This is a genomic window from Alteromonas sp. MTD1 (genome assembly GCF_042848195.1).
In the GTDB taxonomy this organism is placed as follows: Bacteria; Pseudomonadota; Gammaproteobacteria; order Enterobacterales; family Alteromonadaceae; genus Alteromonas.
Genome location: NZ_BTGG01000012.1, coordinates 51,464 through 72,972, shown reverse-complemented (window position 1 = coordinate 72,972; position 21,509 = coordinate 51,464). Strand labels below are relative to the sequence as shown.

18 protein-coding genes are annotated in these 21,509 nt (G+C 45.1%); 4 read left to right on the top strand and 14 right to left on the bottom strand.

What is annotated here, in order from left to right; all coding sequences use genetic code 11:
• Window positions 1–134: 134 nt before the first annotated feature.
• Complete coding sequence (locus ACGHAV_RS15860) at window positions 135–377, top strand: type II toxin-antitoxin system ParD family antitoxin (RefSeq protein ID WP_390382814.1); 243 nt, start codon at window positions 135–137, stop codon at window positions 375–377.
• Window positions 378–527: 150 nt separating this feature from the next.
• Here the strand turns inward: ACGHAV_RS15860 and nqrM are convergent, their stop codons facing one another.
• The 10 genes from nqrM to ACGHAV_RS15810 all read right to left on the bottom strand — a co-directional run bounded on the left by nqrM (window position 528) and on the right by ACGHAV_RS15810 (window position 10,247).
• Window positions 528–761 carry a (Na+)-NQR maturation NqrM gene (gene nqrM, locus ACGHAV_RS15855; RefSeq protein WP_159627761.1) on the bottom strand — a complete coding sequence of 78 codons (234 nt, stop codon included), beginning with the start codon at window positions 759–761 and terminating at the stop codon, window positions 528–530.
• Between the two features lie 9 nt (window positions 762–770).
• Window positions 771–1,811, bottom strand: a complete 1,041-nt coding sequence (locus ACGHAV_RS15850) for an FAD:protein FMN transferase (protein ID WP_390382810.1) — start codon at window positions 1,809–1,811, stop codon at window positions 771–773.
• Window positions 1,812–1,926: 115 nt separating this feature from the next.
• Entirely contained in the window at window positions 1,927–3,159 is a 1,233-nt protein-coding gene (gene nqrF / locus ACGHAV_RS15845; RefSeq protein ID WP_334016075.1) for an NADH:ubiquinone reductase (Na(+)-transporting) subunit F, read from the bottom strand.
• A gap of 20 nt (window positions 3,160–3,179) precedes the next feature.
• Window positions 3,180–3,788 carry an NADH:ubiquinone reductase (Na(+)-transporting) subunit E gene (gene nqrE / locus ACGHAV_RS15840; protein WP_015068138.1) on the bottom strand — a complete coding sequence of 203 codons (609 nt, stop codon included), beginning with the start codon at window positions 3,786–3,788 and terminating at the stop codon, window positions 3,180–3,182.
• A 3-nt stretch (window positions 3,789–3,791) separates the two neighbouring features.
• On the bottom strand, window positions 3,792–4,424 hold the full coding sequence (locus ACGHAV_RS15835) for an NADH:ubiquinone reductase (Na(+)-transporting) subunit D (RefSeq protein WP_334016076.1): 633 nt from the start codon (window positions 4,422–4,424) through the stop codon (window positions 3,792–3,794).
• A gap of 10 nt (window positions 4,425–4,434) precedes the next feature.
• On the bottom strand, window positions 4,435–5,199 hold the full coding sequence (locus tag ACGHAV_RS15830) for a Na(+)-translocating NADH-quinone reductase subunit C (RefSeq protein ID WP_390382805.1): 765 nt from the start codon (window positions 5,197–5,199) through the stop codon (window positions 4,435–4,437).
• A complete protein-coding gene (locus ACGHAV_RS15825) occupies window positions 5,189–6,391 on the bottom strand; it encodes an NADH:ubiquinone reductase (Na(+)-transporting) subunit B (RefSeq protein WP_390382802.1) in 1,203 nt (400 codons plus the stop codon). Before ACGHAV_RS15825 ends, ACGHAV_RS15830 begins: the two co-directional genes overlap by 11 nt.
• 3 nt (window positions 6,392–6,394) lie before the next feature.
• Complete coding sequence (locus tag ACGHAV_RS15820; protein ID WP_390382799.1) at window positions 6,395–7,735, bottom strand: Na(+)-translocating NADH-quinone reductase subunit A; 1,341 nt, start codon at window positions 7,733–7,735, stop codon at window positions 6,395–6,397.
• 481 nt (window positions 7,736–8,216) lie between these two features.
• Window positions 8,217–9,395, bottom strand: a complete 1,179-nt coding sequence (fabV, locus tag ACGHAV_RS15815) for an enoyl-ACP reductase FabV (protein WP_390382797.1) — start codon at window positions 9,393–9,395, stop codon at window positions 8,217–8,219.
• Between the two features lie 231 nt (window positions 9,396–9,626).
• Entirely contained in the window at window positions 9,627–10,247 is a 621-nt protein-coding gene (locus tag ACGHAV_RS15810; RefSeq protein ID WP_390382794.1) for an FKBP-type peptidyl-prolyl cis-trans isomerase, read from the bottom strand.
• Between the two features lie 233 nt (window positions 10,248–10,480).
• Here ACGHAV_RS15810 and ppc point away from each other — a divergent pair, with 233 nt between their 5' ends.
• Complete coding sequence (gene ppc, locus ACGHAV_RS15805; protein WP_390382791.1) at window positions 10,481–13,102, top strand: phosphoenolpyruvate carboxylase; 2,622 nt, start codon at window positions 10,481–10,483, stop codon at window positions 13,100–13,102.
• A 112-nt stretch (window positions 13,103–13,214) separates the two neighbouring features.
• Here ppc and ACGHAV_RS15800 read toward each other — a convergent pair whose 3' ends face one another.
• On the bottom strand, window positions 13,215–14,096 hold the full coding sequence (locus ACGHAV_RS15800) for an alpha/beta hydrolase family protein (RefSeq protein ID WP_390382788.1): 882 nt from the start codon (window positions 14,094–14,096) through the stop codon (window positions 13,215–13,217).
• A 288-nt stretch (window positions 14,097–14,384) separates the two neighbouring features.
• Between ACGHAV_RS15800 and ACGHAV_RS15795 the strand changes: the two genes are divergently transcribed.
• A complete protein-coding gene (locus ACGHAV_RS15795) occupies window positions 14,385–15,191 on the top strand; it encodes a hypothetical protein (RefSeq protein ID WP_390382785.1) in 807 nt (268 codons plus the stop codon).
• Window positions 15,192–15,661: 470 nt separating this feature from the next.
• On the opposite strand, the gene mdh is transcribed toward ACGHAV_RS15795, so the two are convergent.
• Window positions 15,662–16,600: a malate dehydrogenase gene (gene mdh, locus ACGHAV_RS15790; protein ID WP_131138436.1), complete on the bottom strand. Its 939-nt coding sequence runs from the start codon at window positions 16,598–16,600 to the stop codon at window positions 15,662–15,664.
• 236 nt (window positions 16,601–16,836) lie between these two features.
• Here mdh and argR point away from each other — a divergent pair, with 236 nt between their 5' ends.
• Window positions 16,837–17,301 carry a transcriptional regulator ArgR gene (gene argR / locus ACGHAV_RS15785; protein ID WP_159627740.1) on the top strand — a complete coding sequence of 155 codons (465 nt, stop codon included), beginning with the start codon at window positions 16,837–16,839 and terminating at the stop codon, window positions 17,299–17,301.
• A 124-nt stretch (window positions 17,302–17,425) separates the two neighbouring features.
• Here the strand turns inward: argR and ACGHAV_RS15780 are convergent, their stop codons facing one another.
• The gene (locus ACGHAV_RS15780; protein WP_390382780.1) at window positions 17,426–18,109 is read right to left on the bottom strand and encodes a type 1 glutamine amidotransferase domain-containing protein; all 684 of its coding nucleotides are present in this window, start codon (window positions 18,107–18,109) and stop codon (window positions 17,426–17,428) included.
• A 199-nt stretch (window positions 18,110–18,308) separates the two neighbouring features.
• Entirely contained in the window at window positions 18,309–21,455 is a 3,147-nt protein-coding gene (locus tag ACGHAV_RS15775; RefSeq protein ID WP_390382777.1) for a carboxypeptidase regulatory-like domain-containing protein, read from the bottom strand.
• Between the last annotated feature and the right edge of the window lie 54 nt (window positions 21,456–21,509).

Below are 21,509 nucleotides of genomic sequence, written 5' to 3'. Positions count from 1 at the left end.
CTCGCTAGATAGCAGCTTTCTGAGTTAATGGCGTCTGTGATGATAACTATTAGTTTTACAAAAGTATGGCTGTCGATTGCGCAAAAAATAGGAATGCGCTAAATTGTAAGTAAGTTACTTACAAGGTATCCAAAATGGCGCGAACTATCACTTTCCAACCCAGTAGCAATATGAATGAGTTTATCGAAGCAATGGTTCAATCGGGCGACTACAACAACCAAAGCGAAGTCATACGTGCTGCATTACGATTACTTCAAGAGCAAAACGCGGCATCTAAGTTAAACCAGTTGAGGAGTTTGATTGATGAGGGAGACAACAGTGAAGACGATGCAAGCTTTTCAATGGATAAACTCAAACGTCAACTTAACGCAATGTAATGCCTGAATACCGCGTTTCAAAAGCAGCGGCTGCTGACTTACTTGAAATCGGTTTATATACACAGAATCAGTGGGGCATGACAAAACAAAAAAGCGCCGTTAATGACATCAAACAGCGCTTTAGGTATATAAATTACGTTGTAAATAACGTTATAGAATTTGGTTTTGCTTCCATTCGTTTAGCTTTTTCTGACGCGCTTCTTCTTTTTCCATGCGCATCTTCTTACGGTCGCAAGGCTCAGGGCAATCACAAGCTTTCTCGATACCCAACGCACCTAAACCACCGCAGCTACCAGAAATAGATTTCTTTTGTACAAGGTAACCCACGGCCATTGCCAACACCATGGCAAGGAAGAAACCAAATGCAAGAATGAATGTAGACATTGCTACCCCCTAATTATGAACTGTTACCAGTTTATCAAATTCTGGCGACGCATACTCGTCAAAACCGTCTGCGGTGCGACGAATTAGGAATACCATAAGCTTTTCTTGTTCAGCTACCGCTATAGCCTGCTCCCATCCCATCACGTTAAATGCCGTTGCAAGACCATCTGCAGTCATAGACGATGGGTGAATAACCGTTACTGAAACCAAGTTATGCGATATAGGTGAACCCGTTGTTGGGTCTATTAAATGAGAATAGCGAACGCCATTTTCCTCATAATAGTTTCTGTAATCACCTGAAGTAGCCACAGCGTTTTCGCCAATAGACACTACCTTCTGTACGGTACGCTCTGTAGTAACTGGCTTTTCAATAGCAATTAGCCACTCGCTTCCATCACCACGTTCGCCACGCACGCGCATTTCACCGCCAATCTCTACAAGATAGTCTTGAATGCCCTGTTGCTCCAAGATTTCAGCCACCTCATCAACACCAAATCCTTTTGCAATAGTCGATAAATCAACGTAAAGCATAGGGTGCGACTTTTTAAGGCCTGTCGGTGTGGTGGTAAGCTTGTTGTACCCCACATAGTCGCGTACTTTATTAATGTCGCTTTCAGTCGGTACTTTTTCAGGGCGTTTTGTAGGCCCAAAACCCCAAAGGTTAACTAAAGGTCCAACTGTAACATCTAGTACACCGCCACTTAACTTCGCTAGACGAAGCGCTTCGTTAACCACTAACAATGTATCAGGCGATACCGCAAAGTTGTCGGTGTAACGATACTGGTTAAAACGTGAAAGCTCTGACGTGGGGTCGTACGTTGACATCATTTTGTTAACTTCAACCAATCTAGCATCTATCTGCTGCTGAAGCTTTTCGGCGTCTATCGCCTCTTGCTCGTTTTCAGCAAGCAAATACTTCACGTTATAGGTTGTACCCATTGTTTGCCCTTGCAGATGCACTACAGGGCGCTGTTTGTCGCTACAGCTAGCTAAAACAAGTATGCCTATAGCCACAAACGCAAGAAAAATTCGAATTGCAAATCGAATCACAACATTATCCTTTGTGTAATTGGTACGAATCGTTAGCCCCGTAAGAAATACAGCGCTAGCAAACTCGTACAAAAAAGGGGCTTACGCCCCTTTTTTTAATAATTAACTGCGTAGATTAACCACCGAAGTCATCTAGCATGATGTTTTCGTCCTCAACACCTAAATCTTTTAGCATGTTGATTACGGCCGCGTTCATCATAGGTGGTCCACACATGTAGAACTCACAATCTTCTGGTGCAGGGTGATCTTTCAAGTAGTTCTCTAGAAGTACTTGGTGAATAAACCCTGTATAACCTTCCCAGTTGTCCTCTGGTTGAGGATCTGAAAGTGCTACGTGCCACTGGAAGTTATCATTCTCAGCCGCTAGCTCATCGAAATCTTCTGTATAGAACATTTCACGAAGTGAACGAGCACCGTACCAGAAGCTGATCTTACGGTCAGACTTCAAGCGACGAAGTTGGTCGAAAATGTGTGAACGCATTGGCGCCATACCAGCACCACCACCAACGAATACCATTTCTGCATCAGTGTCTTTCGCGAAGAATTCACCGAATGGGCCAGAGATAGTCGCTTTATCACCTTCTTTCAGGCTCCAGATGTACGAAGACATCTTACCTGCAGGTAGGCTTAGGTTGTTAGGCGGCGGCGTAGCAATACGCACGTTCAGCATAATAATGCCTTCTTCTTCTGGGTAGTTCGCCATTGAGTATGCACGAATTGTTTCTTCGTCTACCTTTGACTCGATGTCAAAGAAGCCGAAACGCTCCCAGTCGCCACGATATTCTTCAGGAATATCGAACTCTTTGTATTTAACGTGGTGCGCAGGCGCTTCAATTTGAATGTAACCACCCGCTCGGAATGGAACGCTCTCGCCATTTGGAATTTTAAGCTTAAGTTCTTTGATGAACGTTGCTTTGTTATCGTTAGAGATAACTTCACAATCCCATTTCTTAACACCAAATACAGACTCTTCAAGTTCGATTTCCATGTCTTGCTTAACAGCTACCTGACATGAAAGACGACAACCTTCGCGTGCTTCACCTTTAGTGATGTGGTCTAGCTCGGTAGGTAGAATTTCACCACCACCAGAGTGTACGTCCACACGACACTGACCACATGAGCCACCGCCACCACATGCAGATGATACGAAGAAACCTGCGTCTGCAAGTGCACCAAGTAGCTTGCCACCCGGTGCTGTTTTAATTGCTTTGTCTGGGTCACCGTTGATGGTGATTGTTACGTCACCTGTCGGTACCAACTTAGACTTGGCAAACATGATTATAAATACAAGCGCCAATACGATGGCAATGAACATGCCGACGCCTAGATATATCTCAATATTATTCATTTAGTTGCTCCCGAGCTTAATTACAGCTGAATACCAGTGAAAGACTGGAAGCCAAGTGCCATTAGACCCGCAATCATGAATACTGAACCAAGACCACGAACACCGTCTGGCATATCGGCATACTTAAGCTTTTCGCGAACTGCTGCAAGCAACACGATTGCGATCGCCCAACCGATACCACTTCCTACGCCGTAAACAACACTTTCGGTCAGGTTGTATTCGCGCTGAACCGCGAATGCCACACCACCGAAGATTGCACAGTTAACGGTAATTAGCGGAAGGAAGATACCTAGTGCGTTATATAACGCTGGGAAGAACTTGTCTAAGCTCATCTCTAGAATCTGAACCAGTGCCGCGATTACACCGATAAACGTTAGGAAGTTAAGGAAACTTAAGTCAGCTTCAGGGAAACCTGCCCAAGCTAGTGCGCCTGGCGCAAGGATATTTACATAAATAATTTGGTTAACCGGTACAGAAATACCAAGTACTACGATAACGGCTACACCAAGACCCATAGCAGTTTTAACTTTCTTAGATACCGCTAGGAACGTACACATACCTAAGAAAAGTGATAACGCCATGTTCTCAACGAAGATTGAGCGAACAAATAACGACAAATAATGTTCCATGACTTACTCCTTAGGCTCTACTTGCTCAGGGCGAAGGGTACGAATAACCCAAATCATGCCGCCGATTAAGAAGAATGAACTGAATGGTAGGATTAACAAACCGTTACCCTGATACCAACCACCGTTTTGAACCAGTGGAAGGATTTCGAAACCAAGAATGGTACCGAAACCAAATAGCTCTTTAATTGTACCAATTACAACTAGGATGAAAGAGTAGCCTAAACCGTTACCAATACCATCAAGGAAGCTCATTAGAGGTGGGCTCTTCATGGCATAGGCTTCTGCACGGCCCATTACGATACAGTTGGTAATAATTAGACCAACGAATACCGACAGCTGCTTCGATATTTCATACGAGTATGCTTTTAGTATTTGGTCAACAACGATTACCAACGACGCAATAATGGTCATTTGGATAATAATTCGAACGCTAGATGGGATCTGGTTACGAATAAGTGAAATAAACAAGTTTGAGAACGCTACAACGCTAGTAAGCGCAAGCGACATAACCAATGCTGTTTCTAGCTTGGTAGTAATAGCAAGTGCTGAACAAATCCCTAGTACCTGAAGGGCGATCGGGTTGTTGTCCATAATCGGCCCAAAGAGGGCCTTTTTCATTTCTTTAGTATCTGCCATGAGACTTCCCTTATGAACGCCATGCTTGCTTCTTCAGGAACTGGCCGAAGCCTTGCTCACCTACCCAGTAACGCACCGTGTTTTCAACACCGTTGCTGGTTAGGGTTGCACCTGAAAGCGCATCAATAGTGTGAGGATTGCTAGGGTTAGCATTTTTCACTACGCGAATAGCAACTTCGCCATTCTCGTAAAGTTCTTTGCCGTCCCACTTCGCCTGCCATGCAGGGTTTTGCACTTCACCACCAAGTCCTGGAGTTTCTTTTTGCTGATAGTAAATAAGCTCACGAACCGTTTGGCCGTCTGCATCTAGCGCTAAGAAACCGTACATAAGGTCCCAAAGGCCGCTACCGTGAACAGGAAGAATGATACGAGATACATCACCTGCTTCGTTGCGAACTAAGTAAACACTTGCTACGTCAGGGCGACGCTGGAAACCAACGTTGCTACCTTCAACTTTAGTGCTGGTTTCAGTCACTTTCGCTGCTTTATACATATCGTAGTCTTCGCTTGGCGCTTCAACAAAAGCGCCATTGTCTAGGTCTACGAAACGCTGCTCTACTCGCTCGCTGTACGTGCTTTCGATTGCGTTGTTGCTCATACCTACTTCATATAGGCCAGCAGCAGTAAGGATGTTGCTCTTTTTATCTAGAGCCGCGTTTGTTTCCTGCAAAGAGCGAAGGCCAACAGCCGCGCCAGATACAACAATTGAACAAACTAAACATACGGCAACAACAATACCTACCGTTTTGCCTAATGATTCTTTTTTAGCCGACACGTGCTACCCTCCGCTTGATATTGCTTTGTGCGACAAAATAGTCGAACAGTGGCGCCCACAAGTTAGCAAATAGAATTGCTAGCATTACACCTTCAGGGAAGGCTGGGTTAAGGACGCGGATTAGTACCGTCATAAAGCCAATGAAGATACCGTAAGCCCACTTACCTTGGTTTGTGAACGACGCAGATACTGGGTCTGTCGCCATAAAGAACATACCAAAAGCAAGACCACCAACAACAAAGTGCCAATGTGCAGGCATTGCAAACATAGGGTTAGTATCGCTACCGATTAGGTTTAGCAAGGTTGCGAAGAACGCCACACCAATTGCAACACCAGCAACAATACGCCAGCTCGCTATACGCATGTACATGATGAACAAGCCACCAATAATAATAGCTAGTGTAGAAACCTCACCCGCTGAACCTGAAATAGTACCGATGAAGCTGTTCATCCACTGGTCCATGTTTGCGTAGTCTAGGTTGCCAGAAGCCGCTTGGCTCAGAGACGTTGCACCAGAGTATCCGTCTGCAGCTACCCATACTTGGTCACCTGAGATTTGTGCAGGATATGCAAAGTAAAGGAAAGCACGACCAGATAGCGCTGGGTTAAGGAAGTTACGACCTGTACCACCAAATACTTCTTTAGCAATAACAACACCGAAGGTAATACCTAGTGCTACTTGCCATAGTGGAATGGTAGCTGGAAGCGTTAGTGCAAACAGTACTGATGTTACGAAGAAACCTTCGTTTACTTCGTGCTTACGCACAGAAGCGAATAGTACTTCCCAGAAACCACCCACGATGAACGTTGTAGCGTAGATTGGTAGCCAGAAACATGCACCATAGAAGAATAAGCCTAATGTGCCCGCATTCGCCAAGTCGCCGCCAAATGCAGCGTAAAGGCCTGCTTGCCACGTATCAGGTAATGTACCTGCGCCCATTGCAATCGCGTCTTGCGCTTGTAGGCCGATGTTGTACATACCAAAGAACATAGCTGGGAATGTTGCCATCCATACCATGATCATGATGCGTTTAAGGTCAATGCTGTCACGCACGTGCGTGTTAGCTTTGTTTACTTTGCCTGGCGTGTAAAAAATGGTAGCCGCAGCTTCGTAAAGCGCATACCACTTTTCATGCTTACCACCTGGCTCGAAGTTTGGTTCGATTTTTTCTAAATACGCTTTTAAACCCATGACTTAACCCTCTTTCTCTATCGTGGTCAAACAGTCGCGTAAGATAGGAGCATAGTTGTATTTGCCAGGGCATACATAAGTACACAATGCCAAATCTTCTTCGTCCAACTCTAAGCAACCCAACGTCTGAGCACCGTCAGTATCACCAGAAATCAGGTCCCTAAGCAGAAGCGTAGGAATGATATCTAGGGGCATAACGCGTTCGTAATTACCAATTGGAACCATAGAACGTTCAGAACCATTGGTAGTTGTTGTCATATCAAATGTCTTGCTGCCTCCTAGGTGACCTAGGTAAGCACGAGTCACTGAGTGCTTGTCTGAACCTGGAGTAATCCAGCCAAACAGCTTTTTCTCGCGACCTTCTTTTAATAGTGAAACTTGGGTGTGGAAACGACCTAAGAAACCGTGAACGCCCATTGCAGTAGTACCGTTAAGTACTGAACCTGAAATAACACGTACTTCACCGTCTACCTGCTCGTTAGCAGTTAGCTCAGTTAGGTCTGCACCAATTACTGTGCGAACTAGACGTGGGTTAGTTGCCGCAGGGCCCGCTAGTGAGATAACGCGACGGTTATCTAGCTGACCAGTTGTAAGCAATGCACCGATAGCCATAACGTCTTGGTAATTTACGTGCCAAACCGTTTTGTTCATGCCAGCAGAATCTAGGTAATGAATATGAGTACCTGGTAAGCCCGCAGGGTGTGGACCACCGAACTCTTCAACATCAACCGCTGCATCACCTGTTGCTACAGATGAACCAGGCGCCTTACAAACGTAAGTCTTGCCGCCGCTCAATTGTGCAAGCGCCTTAAGACCATTTGCGAAGTCTTCTTGGCGCTCAGCAATAATTACAGCAGGGTCTGCTGCAAGCGGATTAGTATCCATTGCTGTTACGAAAATTGAACTAGGCGTTGAATCTAGCTTAGGAGACTTGCTGAATGGACGCGTACGAATCGCTGTCCACATGCCAGACTCAACTAGGATTGATTGAAGTTGCTCACGTGAAGCACTCGCGATCTGGTCAGCTGCAATAGTATCGAAAGTTACAGCATCGTCGCCGTTCACTTTGATAACTACAGACTGAAGAACACGTTTTGCACCACGGTTAACCTCTACCACTTCACCCGCTGCTGGAGCAGTGAATTTAACGCCAGGGTTCTTTTTGTCTTCAAAAAGAACCTGACCTTTCTTCACTACATCGCCAACTTGGACGTGCATGGTAGGGCGCATACCCACATATTCTTCTCCCAGAATGGCAACGCGCGTTGCAGCAGCTGCATCAGCAATCTCCTGCTTTGGCGCTCCCTCTATTGGGAGGTCGAGACCTTTCTTGATTTTTATCATATGTAATTGCACTACTCTAATAGAAATACCCTTTTGCATGACCGCAGGAAACCTGCCTGTCAGCATGCAAAAACGCACTATTAACAGGTGTTACACACCTTTTTTGTTATTGATTGTTGGAACTTGCTGCTTTTGCTACGGTCAGCCTGTTATGAAGCCGTAACGCATAATTCCGTTTGCGGACGTTTACCTGTCGCCCTTTCGTTATAGACCACCAGCAGAAATTTACACTTATTTTTATTGTTGTTTAACTGCAATCGCTACTGCGGTTTTGGCAGGGGTAGAAAAGGCCCCTACTTAATTTCGGGATTTTAGCATTAACCCATGGGTTTGTGCCACGCAAATTCAAGATAAAGCCAAATTTTTCTACAATTTAATGTAAACCTTTAGTCGCACTGTTTACATTTTAGTACACGTTACACACAAAAAAGCCGTCAAATCAGACGGCTTCGGTTATTTTTGCTTAATAATTAGCGTGGTTTTACCAATTAACCAAAGGGTCAACATCTGCGTCGTAATCTACGCCTTCTATGTCAAAACCAAACAGTTTTAAAAACTCGTGGTGGTAACCTTTGTAATCACTTAAATCATGGAAATTTTCTTGAGTTACATCGTCCCAAATCGCTTTTATCTTAGCTTGTGTGGCATCGTTGGTTTCCTTGCCATCCATGCGATAACGATTTGCTTCATCAAGTGTTGGCGCATCACCGAATAAACATTCGGTAAAGAGTCCATAGATTTGTTCAATACACCCTTCGTGTGTACCTTCTTCTTTCATTACCTTGTAAATTAAAGAGATATACAACGGCATTACAGGAATTGCAGAACTTGCCTGCGTCACCAATGCTTTAAGCGAACTTACATTAGCTTGTACAAGTAAGTCACTGTTTTTGCCAATAATCGCTGCAGCAGCGCGATCTAAGTCTTCTTTCGCTTTTCCGATGGTAGCCTGGCCGTATATTGGCCATGTCAATTCTTTACCAATATAGGTGTAAGCGGTAGTTTTGCAGCCTTCAGCCAGCACATCGGCCTCACGCAGGAAGTCCATCCAACGCTCCCAATCTTCGCCGCCCATAACTTTGATAGTATTCAAAATTTCGTCGTCATTAGCTGGCTCAAGTGACACTTCATGCACTTTATCTTTGTCAGTATCATATGTTTTTGTGGTATATGCCTGACCTACTGGTTTTAGTGTCGATTTGTACGTAACGCCTGTTTCAGGATCGGTTCTGCGTGGTGATGCAAGGCTGTAAATAACTAAATCTACTTTACCAATATCGGCTTTAATTTTTTCAATAACGTCTGCTTTTATCTCGTCAGAGAAGGCATCACCGTTGAGGGTTTCTGCATACAAACCTTTGGCTTTTGCCTGAGTGTGAAACGCAGCGGTGTTGTACCAGCCCGCAGTGCCCGTTTTACGCTCTGTCGGTGCTTTTTCAAAACATACGCCCAAGGTTTTTGCGCCGTAACCAAAAGCAGAGGTAATACGTGATGCTAGACCGTAACCTGTTGAACAGCCAATAACTAAAACATTTTTGGGGCCTTCGCCTAAGTCACCTTTCGACTGAACGTACGCCACTTGTTCTTCTACCGCTTTAGCACAGCCTACTGGGTGTGCATTTGTGCAAATGAAGCCTCTCACTTTAGGCTTAATAACCATAAATAATTTTCCTTATTTTTGCGTGGCGCTATTGTAATGCCGAAGTGCTCAATAACAACTCGGAGCAGATGAAAGCTAGCATACCTAAAGCGAGTGAATTTAACAGCTATTTGATTGAAATACAGAGGGTTGTAGAATTTCGAACGAGGAATATAGAGCGTACATTGTAAGAGATAGGTTAGTACGAGTAGTAGAGGAAAAGGAGTGCTAACAGCACTCCTTAAAGGCGTATTAGCCTAAGATGTCTAGTAGCTCAACATCAAATACAAGCGTGCTGTATGGCGCAATTGCCGCACCAGCACCTTGCTCACCGTATGCTAGGTCGTGTGGAATGTGTAGACGGTATTTAGCACCTACTTTCATAAGTTGTAGTGCTTCTGTCCAACCTTTGATAACGCCACCCACTGGGAATTCAGCTGGCTGACCGCGCTCGTAAGAGCTATCAAACGTTGTGCCGTTAATTAGCGTGCCGTGGTAATGAACACGAACAGTGCTTGCAGCAACAGGTGTTTCACCGTCGCCTTCTGCAATTACTTCGTACTGAAGACCAGACTCAGTTACCGTTACTTCGTCACGCTTTGCGTTTTCTTCAAGGTACTTCGTGCCCTCTTCAATCACTGCTTTGCTTGCTTCTTCTTTAGCAGCCTGCATGCGGTTGTGAATTTCACCAAACGCATCACGCAATGTGTCGTTATCAACCTGAGGCGCTGAATTTGCAAACGCGTCTTTTAGGCCTGCAACAACTGCATCGATAGCTAGACCATCGAAAGGATTTGATTGCAATTGTTGACCCATTTGATAACCAATGCCGTAACTTGCTTGGGTTTCTACTGTATTGAATGTATCAGTCACGATAACTCCTGAAATTAAATTACAAATGCAGTACAAATTTCAAACAAATCGCAGTTCGCGAGAATGTTTCTGCATTTTCCGGTGCAAGAGTGTACCACACCAGAAATTATCTTGCTTTGAGCAATGGTGACTAGGGTGTAAAAGTATCAAAATGTTGTAAATTATAACCGAAAGTGGTTAGACAAGTTGTAAAGGACACAGTATGGTTAAGACCATATATTTAGGAGGATAGCATGCAAACACACTACGATGCTGAACTAAAAGACACCGTTCGATACCTAGGAAAAACCCTTGGTGAAACTATCAAAAATCAATTAGGTCAAGAGTGGCTTGACCGCATTGAAATGATACGTAAAGACGGCCGCGCTTCTTATCAGGGCGACGCTGCTTGTAGCGAAAAACTGAAAGAAACTTTCAAAAACATGTCTGATAGCGACCTGTTAACGGTTGGTCGTGCATTCGCCCAGTTTTTGAATTTAGGTAACATTGCAGAGCAAGAATACAATGCTGCAATGAATGTTGATGCATCAATTGATGCGCTGTTCAAACACCTAGATAAGGCAGAACTTACCGCCGATAAAGTACAGGAAGCTGTTGCTAAGCTGAACATTGACCTAGTACTAACCGCGCACCCAACGGAAGTTACTCGTCGTACATTAATTCACAAGCACAAAGAGCTAGCGAACTGCTTACAAGCGGTTCATCAAGAATCGCTAAGCGACGTTGAGCGCAAGAAAATTGAAACGCGTATTGCCGATTTAATTGCGCAGGCTTGGCATACAGAAGAAATTCGCTCTGTTCGCCCTACCCCTGTTGATGAAGCTCGTTGGGGTTTCTCGGTTATTGAAAACTCGCTATGGGAAGCAGTACCTGACTTCATGCGCGAGTTAGATGACCGCTTAAATGAAGACTATCAAGTATCTCTTCCATTAGATGCGTCACCTGTACAATTTAGCTCTTGGATGGGTGGTGACCGCGACGGCAACCCGTTTGTTACTTCAAAAGTCACAGAACAAGTATTGCTGCTTGCAAGGAAACGTGCTGCCAAGTTGTTCGCTCTAGATTTAGATCGCTTACAAGTAGAGCTGTCTATGTACGACTGTAACGATGCACTGCGTGAGCAAGTTGGTGACGCTAACGAACCTTATCGTGCACTGCTTCGTCCTTTAGTTGACCGCTTTGTTGCTACTCGCGACGGCATTAGCGATTACCTTGCAGGTAAGAACCCAGATACGTCTAACTGGGTGAACTACGACGAAGAACTTATTGAACCATTGATGCTGTGCTATCAATCACTGCTAGATTGCGGCATGCAGGTAGTGGCGAACGGTTTATTGCTAGACACCATTCGCCGTGCTCGTGTTTTTGGTGTGCATTTACTTCGCCTAGACGTTCGTCAAGATTCAGAGCGCCACGCTGACGTATTCAGTGAACTTACTCGCTATCTTGGCTTAGGCGACTACGCACAGTGGAGCGAAGCAGACAAGCAAGCGTTCTTACTACGTGAACTTGGTTCGAAGCGCCCTCTATTCCCGGCACAGTGGGATGCGTCTGATGAAGTAAAAGAAGTATTAGACACCTGTAAGGTTATTGCGAAACACAGCAAACACGGTTTTGGTATTTACATTATCTCTATGGCAAGCGAGCCATCAGATGTCATGGCGGTTCAGCTTCTACTTCAAGAAAGTGGTGTAGATTGGCCAATGCCAGTAGCCCCATTATTTGAAACGTTGGACGATTTGAATAATTCACCAGATGTAATGCGCAAGCTACTGTCAATCGACTGGTATCGCGGTTACGTGAAGGGTCGCCAGTTTGTGATGATTGGTTACTCAGACTCTGCGAAAGATGCAGGTGCGCTAGCGGCAGGCTGGGCGCAGTATCAATCACAAGAAGCCCTTGTAGCGATTGCTGACGAGTTTGATGTAAGCCTTACGTTATTCCACGGCCGTGGTGGTACTATTGGTCGTGGTGGCTTGCCTGCGCACGCCGCTATTTATTCACAGCCTCCAGGCTCTTTAGAAGGTGGCTTCCGCGTAACAGAGCAAGGCGAAACCATTCGCTATAAGTTCGGTATGCCAACCTTAGCCAAACGTAGCTTAGGTATCTATGCAAGCGCTATTATTGAAGCGATGCTGTTCCCGCCGCCGGCTCCAAAAGAAGAGTGGCGCGAACTGATTACCGCAATGGCCGCTCAAGGTCGTGATAACTATCGCGCCACAGTGCGTCACGACGAAGAGTTCGTTCCATATTTCCGCGTTGCTACGCCAGAGCAAGAGCTAGGTAAACTGCCGCTTGGTAGCCGTCCTGCTAAGCGTAAACCACAAGGTGGTATAGAAAGCTTACGCGCTATCCCATGGATATTTGCTTGGGCACAAACGCGTTTGGTGCTGCCAAGCTGGTTAGGTGTTATGCGCGCTATTGATAGTGTGAAAACACCTGAGAACGAAAAAGTGGTTAACGAGATGTTTAGCGAATGGCCATTCTATCGTTCACGTTTGTCTATGTTAGACATGGTGTTCCATAAAGCCGACCCACGTATCAGCGAAGCGTATGATGAGCGCCTAGTGCCAAGCGAGCTTAAGCACTTTGGTGAAGCGCTGCGTACAGAGCTTAAAGAGAGCATTTCATCGCTACTCGCCATTACTGGTGATGACGACATTATGAAAAACGATCCGCAGGGTAAAGAGTCGATGGAGATCCGTGCAGGCTATCTTCAGCCTCTACACTATCTTCAAATTGAGCTTTTAGATCGTATTCGTAAAGCAGGTGACGAGTCACAAAACACCAGCCTAGAGCGCGCCATGATGGTAACCATCGCCGGTATTGCTATTGGTATGCGTAACACAGGTTAAGTAAACTAAATTTGTGAAAAAAAGCCCGCCTCGTAGTACGTTGCGGGCTTTTTTGTATATAAGGTACGCTGTCATCACATGTGTATACAGCCTAGTAGGATTGACGTAAGCCTTACATATGTTGAGAAAGCCAACTACTTATTTCAGCTTTCATTTCTTTTTGATAAAACGTAAGGCCATGATCCCCATTCTCATAAATAACCACTTTGTGAGGATGTTGATTTTTAATGAGCGCTTCGGCCGCCATGTTTGTGTGCGAAACATCAACACGCACATCAGCATCGCCGTGAATAAGTAAAAGCGGAACTTTAGTGTTAAGTTCATCTACCCACTTCACAGCAGAACGTGCATTCAGAGCAGTCTCTTGATTGTTTTCAATATCTGGGATCATTCTATACAGGAGAGCTTTCATACCGGCTCTTCGATTAATCACAAAATGTAAATCAGTGGGGCCTGCTACAACTATAGCGGTTTTAATATCATTTGATGCCTTCAACTGACGCAGGGCTTGCCATGTCATCATGCCGCCACGACTAACGCCATACAGCGCAATTTTTGAAGAATCGGCAGCTGGCAATTGCTTTGCAATGTCGATAAGAGCAAGCACATCGTTTACGTCTTTTCCGCCAAATTCATCTTCACCTTCACTAAAGCGCGAGCCTCGATAATTGCTAGCAAGTACGATGTAACCTTGTGCGGCAAGAGGAAGAAGTCGGTCTACTACAGTAATTCGGCTGACATTGTGTTTATCATTACCACCGCGATTATAAATAATAACCGGAAGCTTTTTGTTGCCAGTGTTTTTAGGCGCCACCATGACACCTGAAATCTTCAAACCATCAGATTCATATTCAATCCACTGAGCGCTTGTTTGTTTGATGAGAGTATTAAACGTTTTGGGATTAACACGCTTCTGCCAGCGGTCGACAAAAGCTATTTTTTGATTGTTACTTTGCGCATGCGCAAGCCATTCTCGATAGTTTTCGAAAGGCAAAGCGTTGCCTTTAAGGGTAAGTGTTGAAGGTAACTGAGTGAAAACTTGACTGCCACCGGTACTTCGGGGGTAGCTTTGTTCGCCCCCGAATCTGTAGCATTGGCATTAAAACAAAATGCAGCGTACAAAATGGCAAACATAACGTTGCGCTTTATAAACGTCATAACACATCCTTGTTTGTTTTGAATAGAAAGAGTAACTAGTTAATATTGAAATGGCTTGCAGCTCAATGAAATACGAATATTGTTGGTAACAAAATTTGTTTCCCACTGCATTAAAGGACTAAACTTGCGCATATCTCTATTAATACTTTTCATTACTCTGTTTTCACTAAGTGGTCGCTGTGCTGCCAGTACAATGGAGCTACCCGCTGGTTTGTGGGAAGGTATAAGTGAAGACGAGTTCATGTTCCGATTACTACAAATAAACGAAAATGGCGAACACAGTTTATTTGAAATAGTCATTCTAGGCGGGTTAAAAAAAATGCGCCGCACGTCATTCACTAATGACGACATTGTTTGTATTGAAAATAGATGCACTATCAAAACAATCATTGAGAACGGTGTGACGCGCACGATTACGTTATCTCCCAATTTAGAATCCGATTTGCAAGTACTTGAGTCGAGCTATAAAGGTAAAGAGAGTTATGTGTCTTATACGTATCAGTTGATAAAACAAGAAGCGAAATCGACGCCTAGAAAGTTCCTTGAAAAACGTGGGCAGCTTATTGCTAATGCTGAACAAAATACAACCGAACACCCTTTCGGTACATGGATTGGCGTAATGCAGTATTTAGACAGACCAGAATTAGCATTACTACAATTAAATGAAGACGAGCAAGGTTCATTACGGGTTTATAGAAAGGGCAGCAAAACCTTCAATGAAGTGCAATCAAGCTTTTCTGCTAACAATATAAGTATTGATGGCAAAGTGATCGAGATTGAAGCGTCACACACAACTTTTGCATCAAAAATTATGCTTTTTGTGCAAACAGACAACATGATTTCTGGCTTTACCTACGCAATTCATAAAGGCCATCCAGTAGCCACGGGCGCGATAACGCTACACCGCATAAAGCCAGCCCAAGCACAGTAACTTACTTAAAAAGCTTACTTACGAATAGAGCAAAATAGACAGACTTGGAGAGTTTGGAATAGGCGGTGCTTTGATAACTAGGCTCTCCGCCACAGCGATGCCGTGACGAAGCTTACTAACACATAACAAAAAGGCTGGATACGTAAGGTCGTAACAGACTGCTCTCTTATAAAAAATCTTCAGTGATTAGGCTACAGGGAATTTTGGAATTGGTTGGGCTTCGATAAGTAGGCACTCCTGTGCCAAGGATGCCGTGCGAAGCCTACAAGCACGCAACAAAAAAGGCTGGATACGCAAGGGCGTAACAGACTGCGCTTTCTACAAATCTAAAGTGATGAGGCTATTGGGGAGTTTGGAACTGGCGGGGCTTTGATAAGTAGGCTCTCCACCGCAGGGATGCGGTGGCGAAGCCTACAGGGAAGTATTCACGGCGTGCCTACGTTCAAAGGCCTGCCAATGACACTCACCAATTAGCCGTTTACGAAGTCAACGCCTAGCTTGATGTCGCCACGTAGGCCTTCAAGCATGTCGTTTTTCGCTTTTTCTTCGAATGCGCTTAGCTCGCCGTATGGCAAGATTTCTTCAACACCGTTTGCGCCTAAGCGAACTGGGTGTGCGAAGAATGCTGCGTCGTCGCTGTCGTCAGTTTGTACGTACGTGTACTCAACAACGTTCTCGCCTTGCATTGCTGCAACTAGAGATAGACAGAAACGTGCTGCTGCTTGACCCATAGATAGAGTTGCAGAGCCGCCGCCAGCTTTCGCTTCAACAACTTCAGTACCCGCGTTTTGGATACGAGTAGTTAGGCTAGCTACTTCTTCGTCTGAGAACTCTACGCCTTCAACTTGTGAAAGAAGAGGAAGAATAGTAGTACCAGAGTGACCACCGATTACAGGTACGTGCACAGAAGATACGTCTACACCTTTAAGCTCAGCAACAAACGTTTCAGCGCGGATTACGTCAAGCGTAGTTACACCAAAAAGCTTGTTCTTGTCGTAAACGCCTTTTGCTTTAAGCGTTTCAGCTGCAATAGCAACTGTTGTGTTTACAGGGTTTGTGATGATACCAACACACGCATTCGGGCAGTTATCAGCTACACCTTCAATTAGGTTTTTAACAATGCCGGCGTTGATGTTGAATAGATCAGAGCGATCCATACCTGGCTTACGAGGCATACCTGCTGGAATAAGAACAACGTCTGCTCCAGTAAGTGCATCAGCAAGGTCATCTTTACCGTGACCGGTTACTTTTACCGCAGTTGGGATGTGGCTCAAATCAACGGCAACACCAGGAACTACTGGCGCAACGTCGTAAAGCGCTAAATCTGAACCTGCTGGCAATTGTGTTTTTAACAACAAAGACAGCGCCTGACCAATACCACCGGCAGCACCTAACACGGCTACTTTCATACCATTTCTCCTATGGGATTACTTCACGTATTTAAACGGAACGTCACACTAATGCAACGCGGGGGAAAACTCAATCACCGGATCGTCTTATTAACGTTATTTATGGCGATTTTTATGCGATATTCATTATCATGTGTGATTATGCAAACAAATTGCGCAAAGTCCACCTGTGGGGCACAATATAGCACTATAAAAAATAATCCCTACTGACGACCGACAGAATAGAAAGAGCGCTAATGGCTAACGCAAAACAAGAACAACTCATTAAAGCTTTCAAAGAAATACTGAAAGCTGAAAGTTATGGTTCACAAGGCGAAATTGTTGATGCTTTGAAAGCACAAGGTTTCGACAATATCAGCCAGTCAAAAATTTCACGTATGCTAAGTAAGTTTGGTGCCGTTCGAACGCGTAATGCCCGTGGCGACATGGTCTATTGCTTACCTCCTGAATTAGGTATGCCTACCGCTAAAAGCCCCCTTAAACAGCTAGTGCTTGATATTGTGCATAACAATGTAATGGTAATAATACGCACAAGTCCCGGTGCGGCGCAGCTTATTGCACGTCTACTCGACTCGCTGAGTAAAAAAGATGGTGTATTGGGTACTATTGCAGGCGACGACACTATTTTTATTGCACCTGCCGATGTATCAAATATTGAAGAACTTCGTCAGCGCGTAGAAGACTTGTTTGAAAACGTGTAACAACAACAGCATTCGGTTTTACCGAGCGTGATACATAAGAACAAGAGAACACAAAAAAGCCGTGCTTATTCGAAACACGGCTTTTTTATTTCTAGCAACTAGTCACCAAATTGTAACCTTTTTATTATGAAAGCAGCGCTATAAGCGCATCTGCTGCGGGTCTGGATGACGGTGGGTTCTGACCTGTCACGAGTAAACCGTCTGTACATACCTTCACAGCAAAATCGTCTGCTTTTTCGAAGGTACCACCGCTTTTCTTAAGCTCGTCTTCTACAAGATATGGCACAACATCGGTAAGTTCCATAGCCGCTTCCTCACTGTTAGAAAAGCCCGTAACCGCCTTACCTTTCACTAAGTGCTCACCATTTGGTGCTTTCACATCTTTAAGCACAATGGGGGCATGGCAAACCGCACCTACTGGTTTTTCAGCTGCTATCATCTCTTCAATTAGCTTAATGGAGTGTGCATTGTCTGATAAGTCCCAAAGTGGTCCGTGACCGCCCGGGTAAAATACTGCATCGAACTCATCTGCGCGCACATCTTCAAGTGGAATTGTAGATGCCATAGCACTTCTAGCGAGTTCGTCTTTTGTATAGCGTACCGCGTCGTCTGTCATTGCATCGTCGGCTAAGCTATTAGGGTCGATGGGTACCTGTCCGCCCATGGGCGATGCCAGTGTTATCGTATAACCCTTGTCTTTGAATGCATAGTAAGGGGCTGCAAACTCCTCAAGCCACATTCCTGTTTTCTTTCCCGTATCGCCCATTATCTCATGAGACGTCATTACCATAAGCATACGCTTTGTCATATGTCCTCCTTGCAAGAATTAATAACTGTTCGTGCAATTTGGTTCGCATGCTAGGTGAAGAAAGATCAGTTTGTACCTGAAGATTTAATCCAAAAAGTAACGTATGACTTTATTTCGCGCATAAAAAAGTGCCACTTCCTGTTAAGGAGAGTGGCACCTAACACTACAACTTGTAGTTCGTGTAATTTAGCTAGCGCTTTTAGAAGCGGTAGTTAAGACCTACACGGATTTCCCAAAGTGACGGACCGCGAACAACGCTTTGCTCTGGGTTAGAGAAGTCGCTGTAAACGTACTGGCCAGCATCGTTGATGCTTGCAGTAATAACTTCATCACCACCGAATGAGCCTTGACGGAAGTCACCCCATTGGTCGTTGATTAGGTTAGTTACGTTCTCAATAACGAAGAACGCGCTTGCGCTGTGGTCTTCGTAGAAAGCTGGAAGCTCTTGAGAGATACGTACGTCAGCTTTAAACCACCAGTCTGCAGACTCACTGTTACGAGCAAGGATTTCACCACGCTCGAAGCCGTTTGCGTCTACCCAACGGTTGAATGCATTTTCAGTTGCTTCGTCTGCGTATACTACGTTCGCATCGTTAAGCTCAGGAATGTAAATAAGCTGGCGACCAGATACACCGTCCCATGGGAATGGGTCAGTTAGGTTGCGGTCTGTGCTATATACATAAGAGAACGGCTTACCTTCGTTAGCAGTCGCAAAAATGTTGAAGCGTGTTTCGTAACCGTCAATGAACTCAGCTGTGTAGCCAAGTGATAGGTTGAAACGATTACCTACAGCGTAGTCAGACGTTGCTGGTGTAGGGTTAATCGGATCGCTAGTTGCAAAGTTAGCGTAGTTAGAGAACGCTACAGCACTAGTCATTGGGTTCGCATCTTCTGCATCAACGTATGCGTATGAAGCAGCCATGTCGAAGCCGTTATCCCACTCTTTGCTTACGCCAACAGACAGAACAAGAGAGCTACCGTCGCCTTGGTCAACGTTATCAAGGATAAAGTCAGACGTTTCACGGCGGCTAGGGTCAATTGAAGTGTAAATTGGACGACCGTCGAAACGAACGTCACCAGACGCGATTAGGTTAGCGTCACGAACAATTGCTGAATCTTGACGGTCAGTATAGATAACGTCAGCGTTAACTAGGTAGTCGCCAGGTGCAATGTAAGTGAAGCCCAACGCATATTTCCACTCTGAAGGAATTTCAAAGTCTGGAGCTGTCGCGTTAGTGTTACCGTCGCCATCAACAATGCTTGTGTTAGCAACTTCGTCGAATAGTGCTTGTGGTACGTCGTAGATTGGACGGCCTTGACCAGTTAGGTCTAGGTCGAATAGTGACGTAGTACCGCTATCGAATCCAGGGATATCGAATTCACGTACACCGATGTTAGTTACACCGTCGTTAGAGTATGCGTTTGAAATCCATACGTTCGGGTTACCACCAGAGTAAAGACCGAAGCCACCGCGTAGTTCTAGGTCTTCATTTACAGTGTAAGTGAAACCAAAGCGCGGTTGAAGAAGGTCGATGCCATCTACGTTAGCAGTGTTTGCGAAACCGTAACGGTCAGCAAAGTTTTGGTTCAGCGTAGGACGGTCGTCAGAACCGTAAGTGTCATAGCGTAGACCCGCCATGATCTTAAGGTCGTCAGTTAGGAAGAACTCGTCTTGGATGTAGAACGTAGTTACGTCAAACGCAAACGATGCACCTGCGTCAGCTGGGTTGTTAGTACCCGCTGAGTTGTTGTAGTAAATACGGTTAACAAGGCCCTGCTCGAAGTCAGAGATGCTGTTAAAGCGGTATTCACCTACAGTGTGCTGCATGAATAAGTTGAATACGTCTGTTTCTTCGTATTCTACACCAGCAGTGATTTCGTGATCACCTAGGAAGTAAGTACCTGCTAACTTGAAGTTAAATACTGTGTAGTTAAGGTCGTTTGACTGACGAGAATCGTCTGGACCAATATAGATAGTACCACCGGTGTCAGTTCTGATTTGCGCTTCAGCAAAGCCAGAAGCTGCGTCTAGTGACTGCTGACGGTTATCTAGGTCAGTGTGACCAATACGAAGCTCTGTCGAGAAATCGTCTGTCCAATCTGAGTAAAGTGAACCAACTACGTTAGTGAACTCTGCGCCACGCTCGTAGAAGTGGTTGCTAAGAGAAAGACGTGAAGAACCGCCGTCTGACTGGCTGATGCTGAAACCATCGTTCCAGTTGTACACTAATGATGCACGGTGGTCAGAGTTGATGTTCCAGTCTAGTTTAACAAGCAGTTTTTCGTCTTCAACTGGCGCTGAACCCGGCGTACCGCCAACATCATAGCCATAAACGCTTTGCGCTACTTGAGCTACCTGGTTGATTTGCTCTTGAGTAACACGGTTACCTAGTGCGTTGTAATCAAATAACTGAACGCCTTCTAGCTTCTCGTAAGCAGCAAAAAGGAAAAGCGTATCTTCAAGAATTGGAAGGCCAACGTTGAAACCGTAACGCTTCTCAGTGTAGTTACCGTTATCGCGCTCATCGCTGTCTACTTCGTCACCACGATATGAGTCGCTTGTGTAATCGAAGAAAACGCCGCCGTGAATTTCATTAGTACCAGACTTAGTTACCGCGTTGATGTTACACGCTGTAAAACCGCCGTACTCTACGTCGAACGGAGCAAGCTCAACCGCAACCTGTTGGATGGCGTCGTAAGAGAAAGGCATACGCTCTGTTGGGAAGCCGTTGCTGTTCAGACCGAAAGCATCGTTCATACGAATACCGTCTAAGGTCAGGCTGTTATTACGCGGGCTTGCACCACCACAGCTGATAGCGTCGTTGAAGCTTTCATCAACAAATACACGTGGGTCAACACGAACAATATCACCAATGCTACGGTTGATAGCTGGCGCATTTTCAAGTGTTTCTAGGTTGAAAACAGTTTGAGGGCCTGTTGCACCAAATGCTGTAGCAGATAGTGAGCTACCGCTTACAGAGATAACTTCGATATCGCTTGCGTCATCTAGCGTTAGGTTAACGCCAAAAGCACTACCTAGTTCAAGATATACATCATCTACTGTTGTGTCTTGGTACTCATCAGAGTCGATAACCACTCTGTATGGACCACCAACGCGAAGACCGCGAAGGTTGAATGTACCGTTTGCACCAACAGTAACTTCACGGACTGTACCAGTCGGTTCGTGAATTACTGTAATTGAAGTACCCGCAGCAGGTGCACCTGTAGGGGTAAGGATGCGGCCTTCCATTGCAGATGACGTTTCTTGCGCCATTGCAGTAGTCGACAAACCGATTGACAGCGCAACCGCAGCCGCAATGCGACTGAATTTAGCTGGTGAACTCATGTGTGTTTCCCTTTTTGTTTGAATATCTTTTATTTAAGTCGCGAAATGGGCAGG

Coding starts and splice junctions, on each gene's coding strand:
- mdh (WP_131138436.1), bottom strand. CDS start 16,600: ATGAAAGTAGCCGTGTTAGGTGCTGCCGGTGGTATTGGTCAGGCGCTG.
- nqrE (WP_015068138.1), bottom strand. CDS start 3,788: ATGGAACATTATTTGTCGTTATTTGTTCGCTCAATCTTCGTTGAGAAC.
- ACGHAV_RS15780 (WP_390382780.1), bottom strand. CDS start 18,109: ATGACAAAGCGTATGCTTATGGTAATGACGTCTCATGAGATAATGGGC.
- nqrM (WP_159627761.1), bottom strand. CDS start 761: ATGTCTACATTCATTCTTGCATTTGGTTTCTTCCTTGCCATGGTGTTG.
- ACGHAV_RS15860 (WP_390382814.1), top strand. CDS start 135: ATGGCGCGAACTATCACTTTCCAACCCAGTAGCAATATGAATGAGTTT.
- ACGHAV_RS15775 (WP_390382777.1), bottom strand. CDS start 21,455: ATGAGTTCACCAGCTAAATTCAGTCGCATTGCGGCTGCGGTTGCGCTG.
- ACGHAV_RS15825 (WP_390382802.1), bottom strand. CDS start 6,391: ATGGGTTTAAAAGCGTATTTAGAAAAAATCGAACCAAACTTCGAGCCA.
- ACGHAV_RS15835 (WP_334016076.1), bottom strand. CDS start 4,424: ATGGCAGATACTAAAGAAATGAAAAAGGCCCTCTTTGGGCCGATTATG.
- fabV (WP_390382797.1), bottom strand. CDS start 9,395: ATGGTTATTAAGCCTAAAGTGAGAGGCTTCATTTGCACAAATGCACAC.
- ppc (WP_390382791.1), top strand. CDS start 10,481: ATGCAAACACACTACGATGCTGAACTAAAAGACACCGTTCGATACCTA.
- argR (WP_159627740.1), top strand. CDS start 16,837: ATGGCTAACGCAAAACAAGAACAACTCATTAAAGCTTTCAAAGAAATA.
- nqrF (WP_334016075.1), bottom strand. CDS start 3,159: ATGAATAATATTGAGATATATCTAGGCGTCGGCATGTTCATTGCCATC.
- ACGHAV_RS15820 (WP_390382799.1), bottom strand. CDS start 7,735: ATGATAAAAATCAAGAAAGGTCTCGACCTCCCAATAGAGGGAGCGCCA.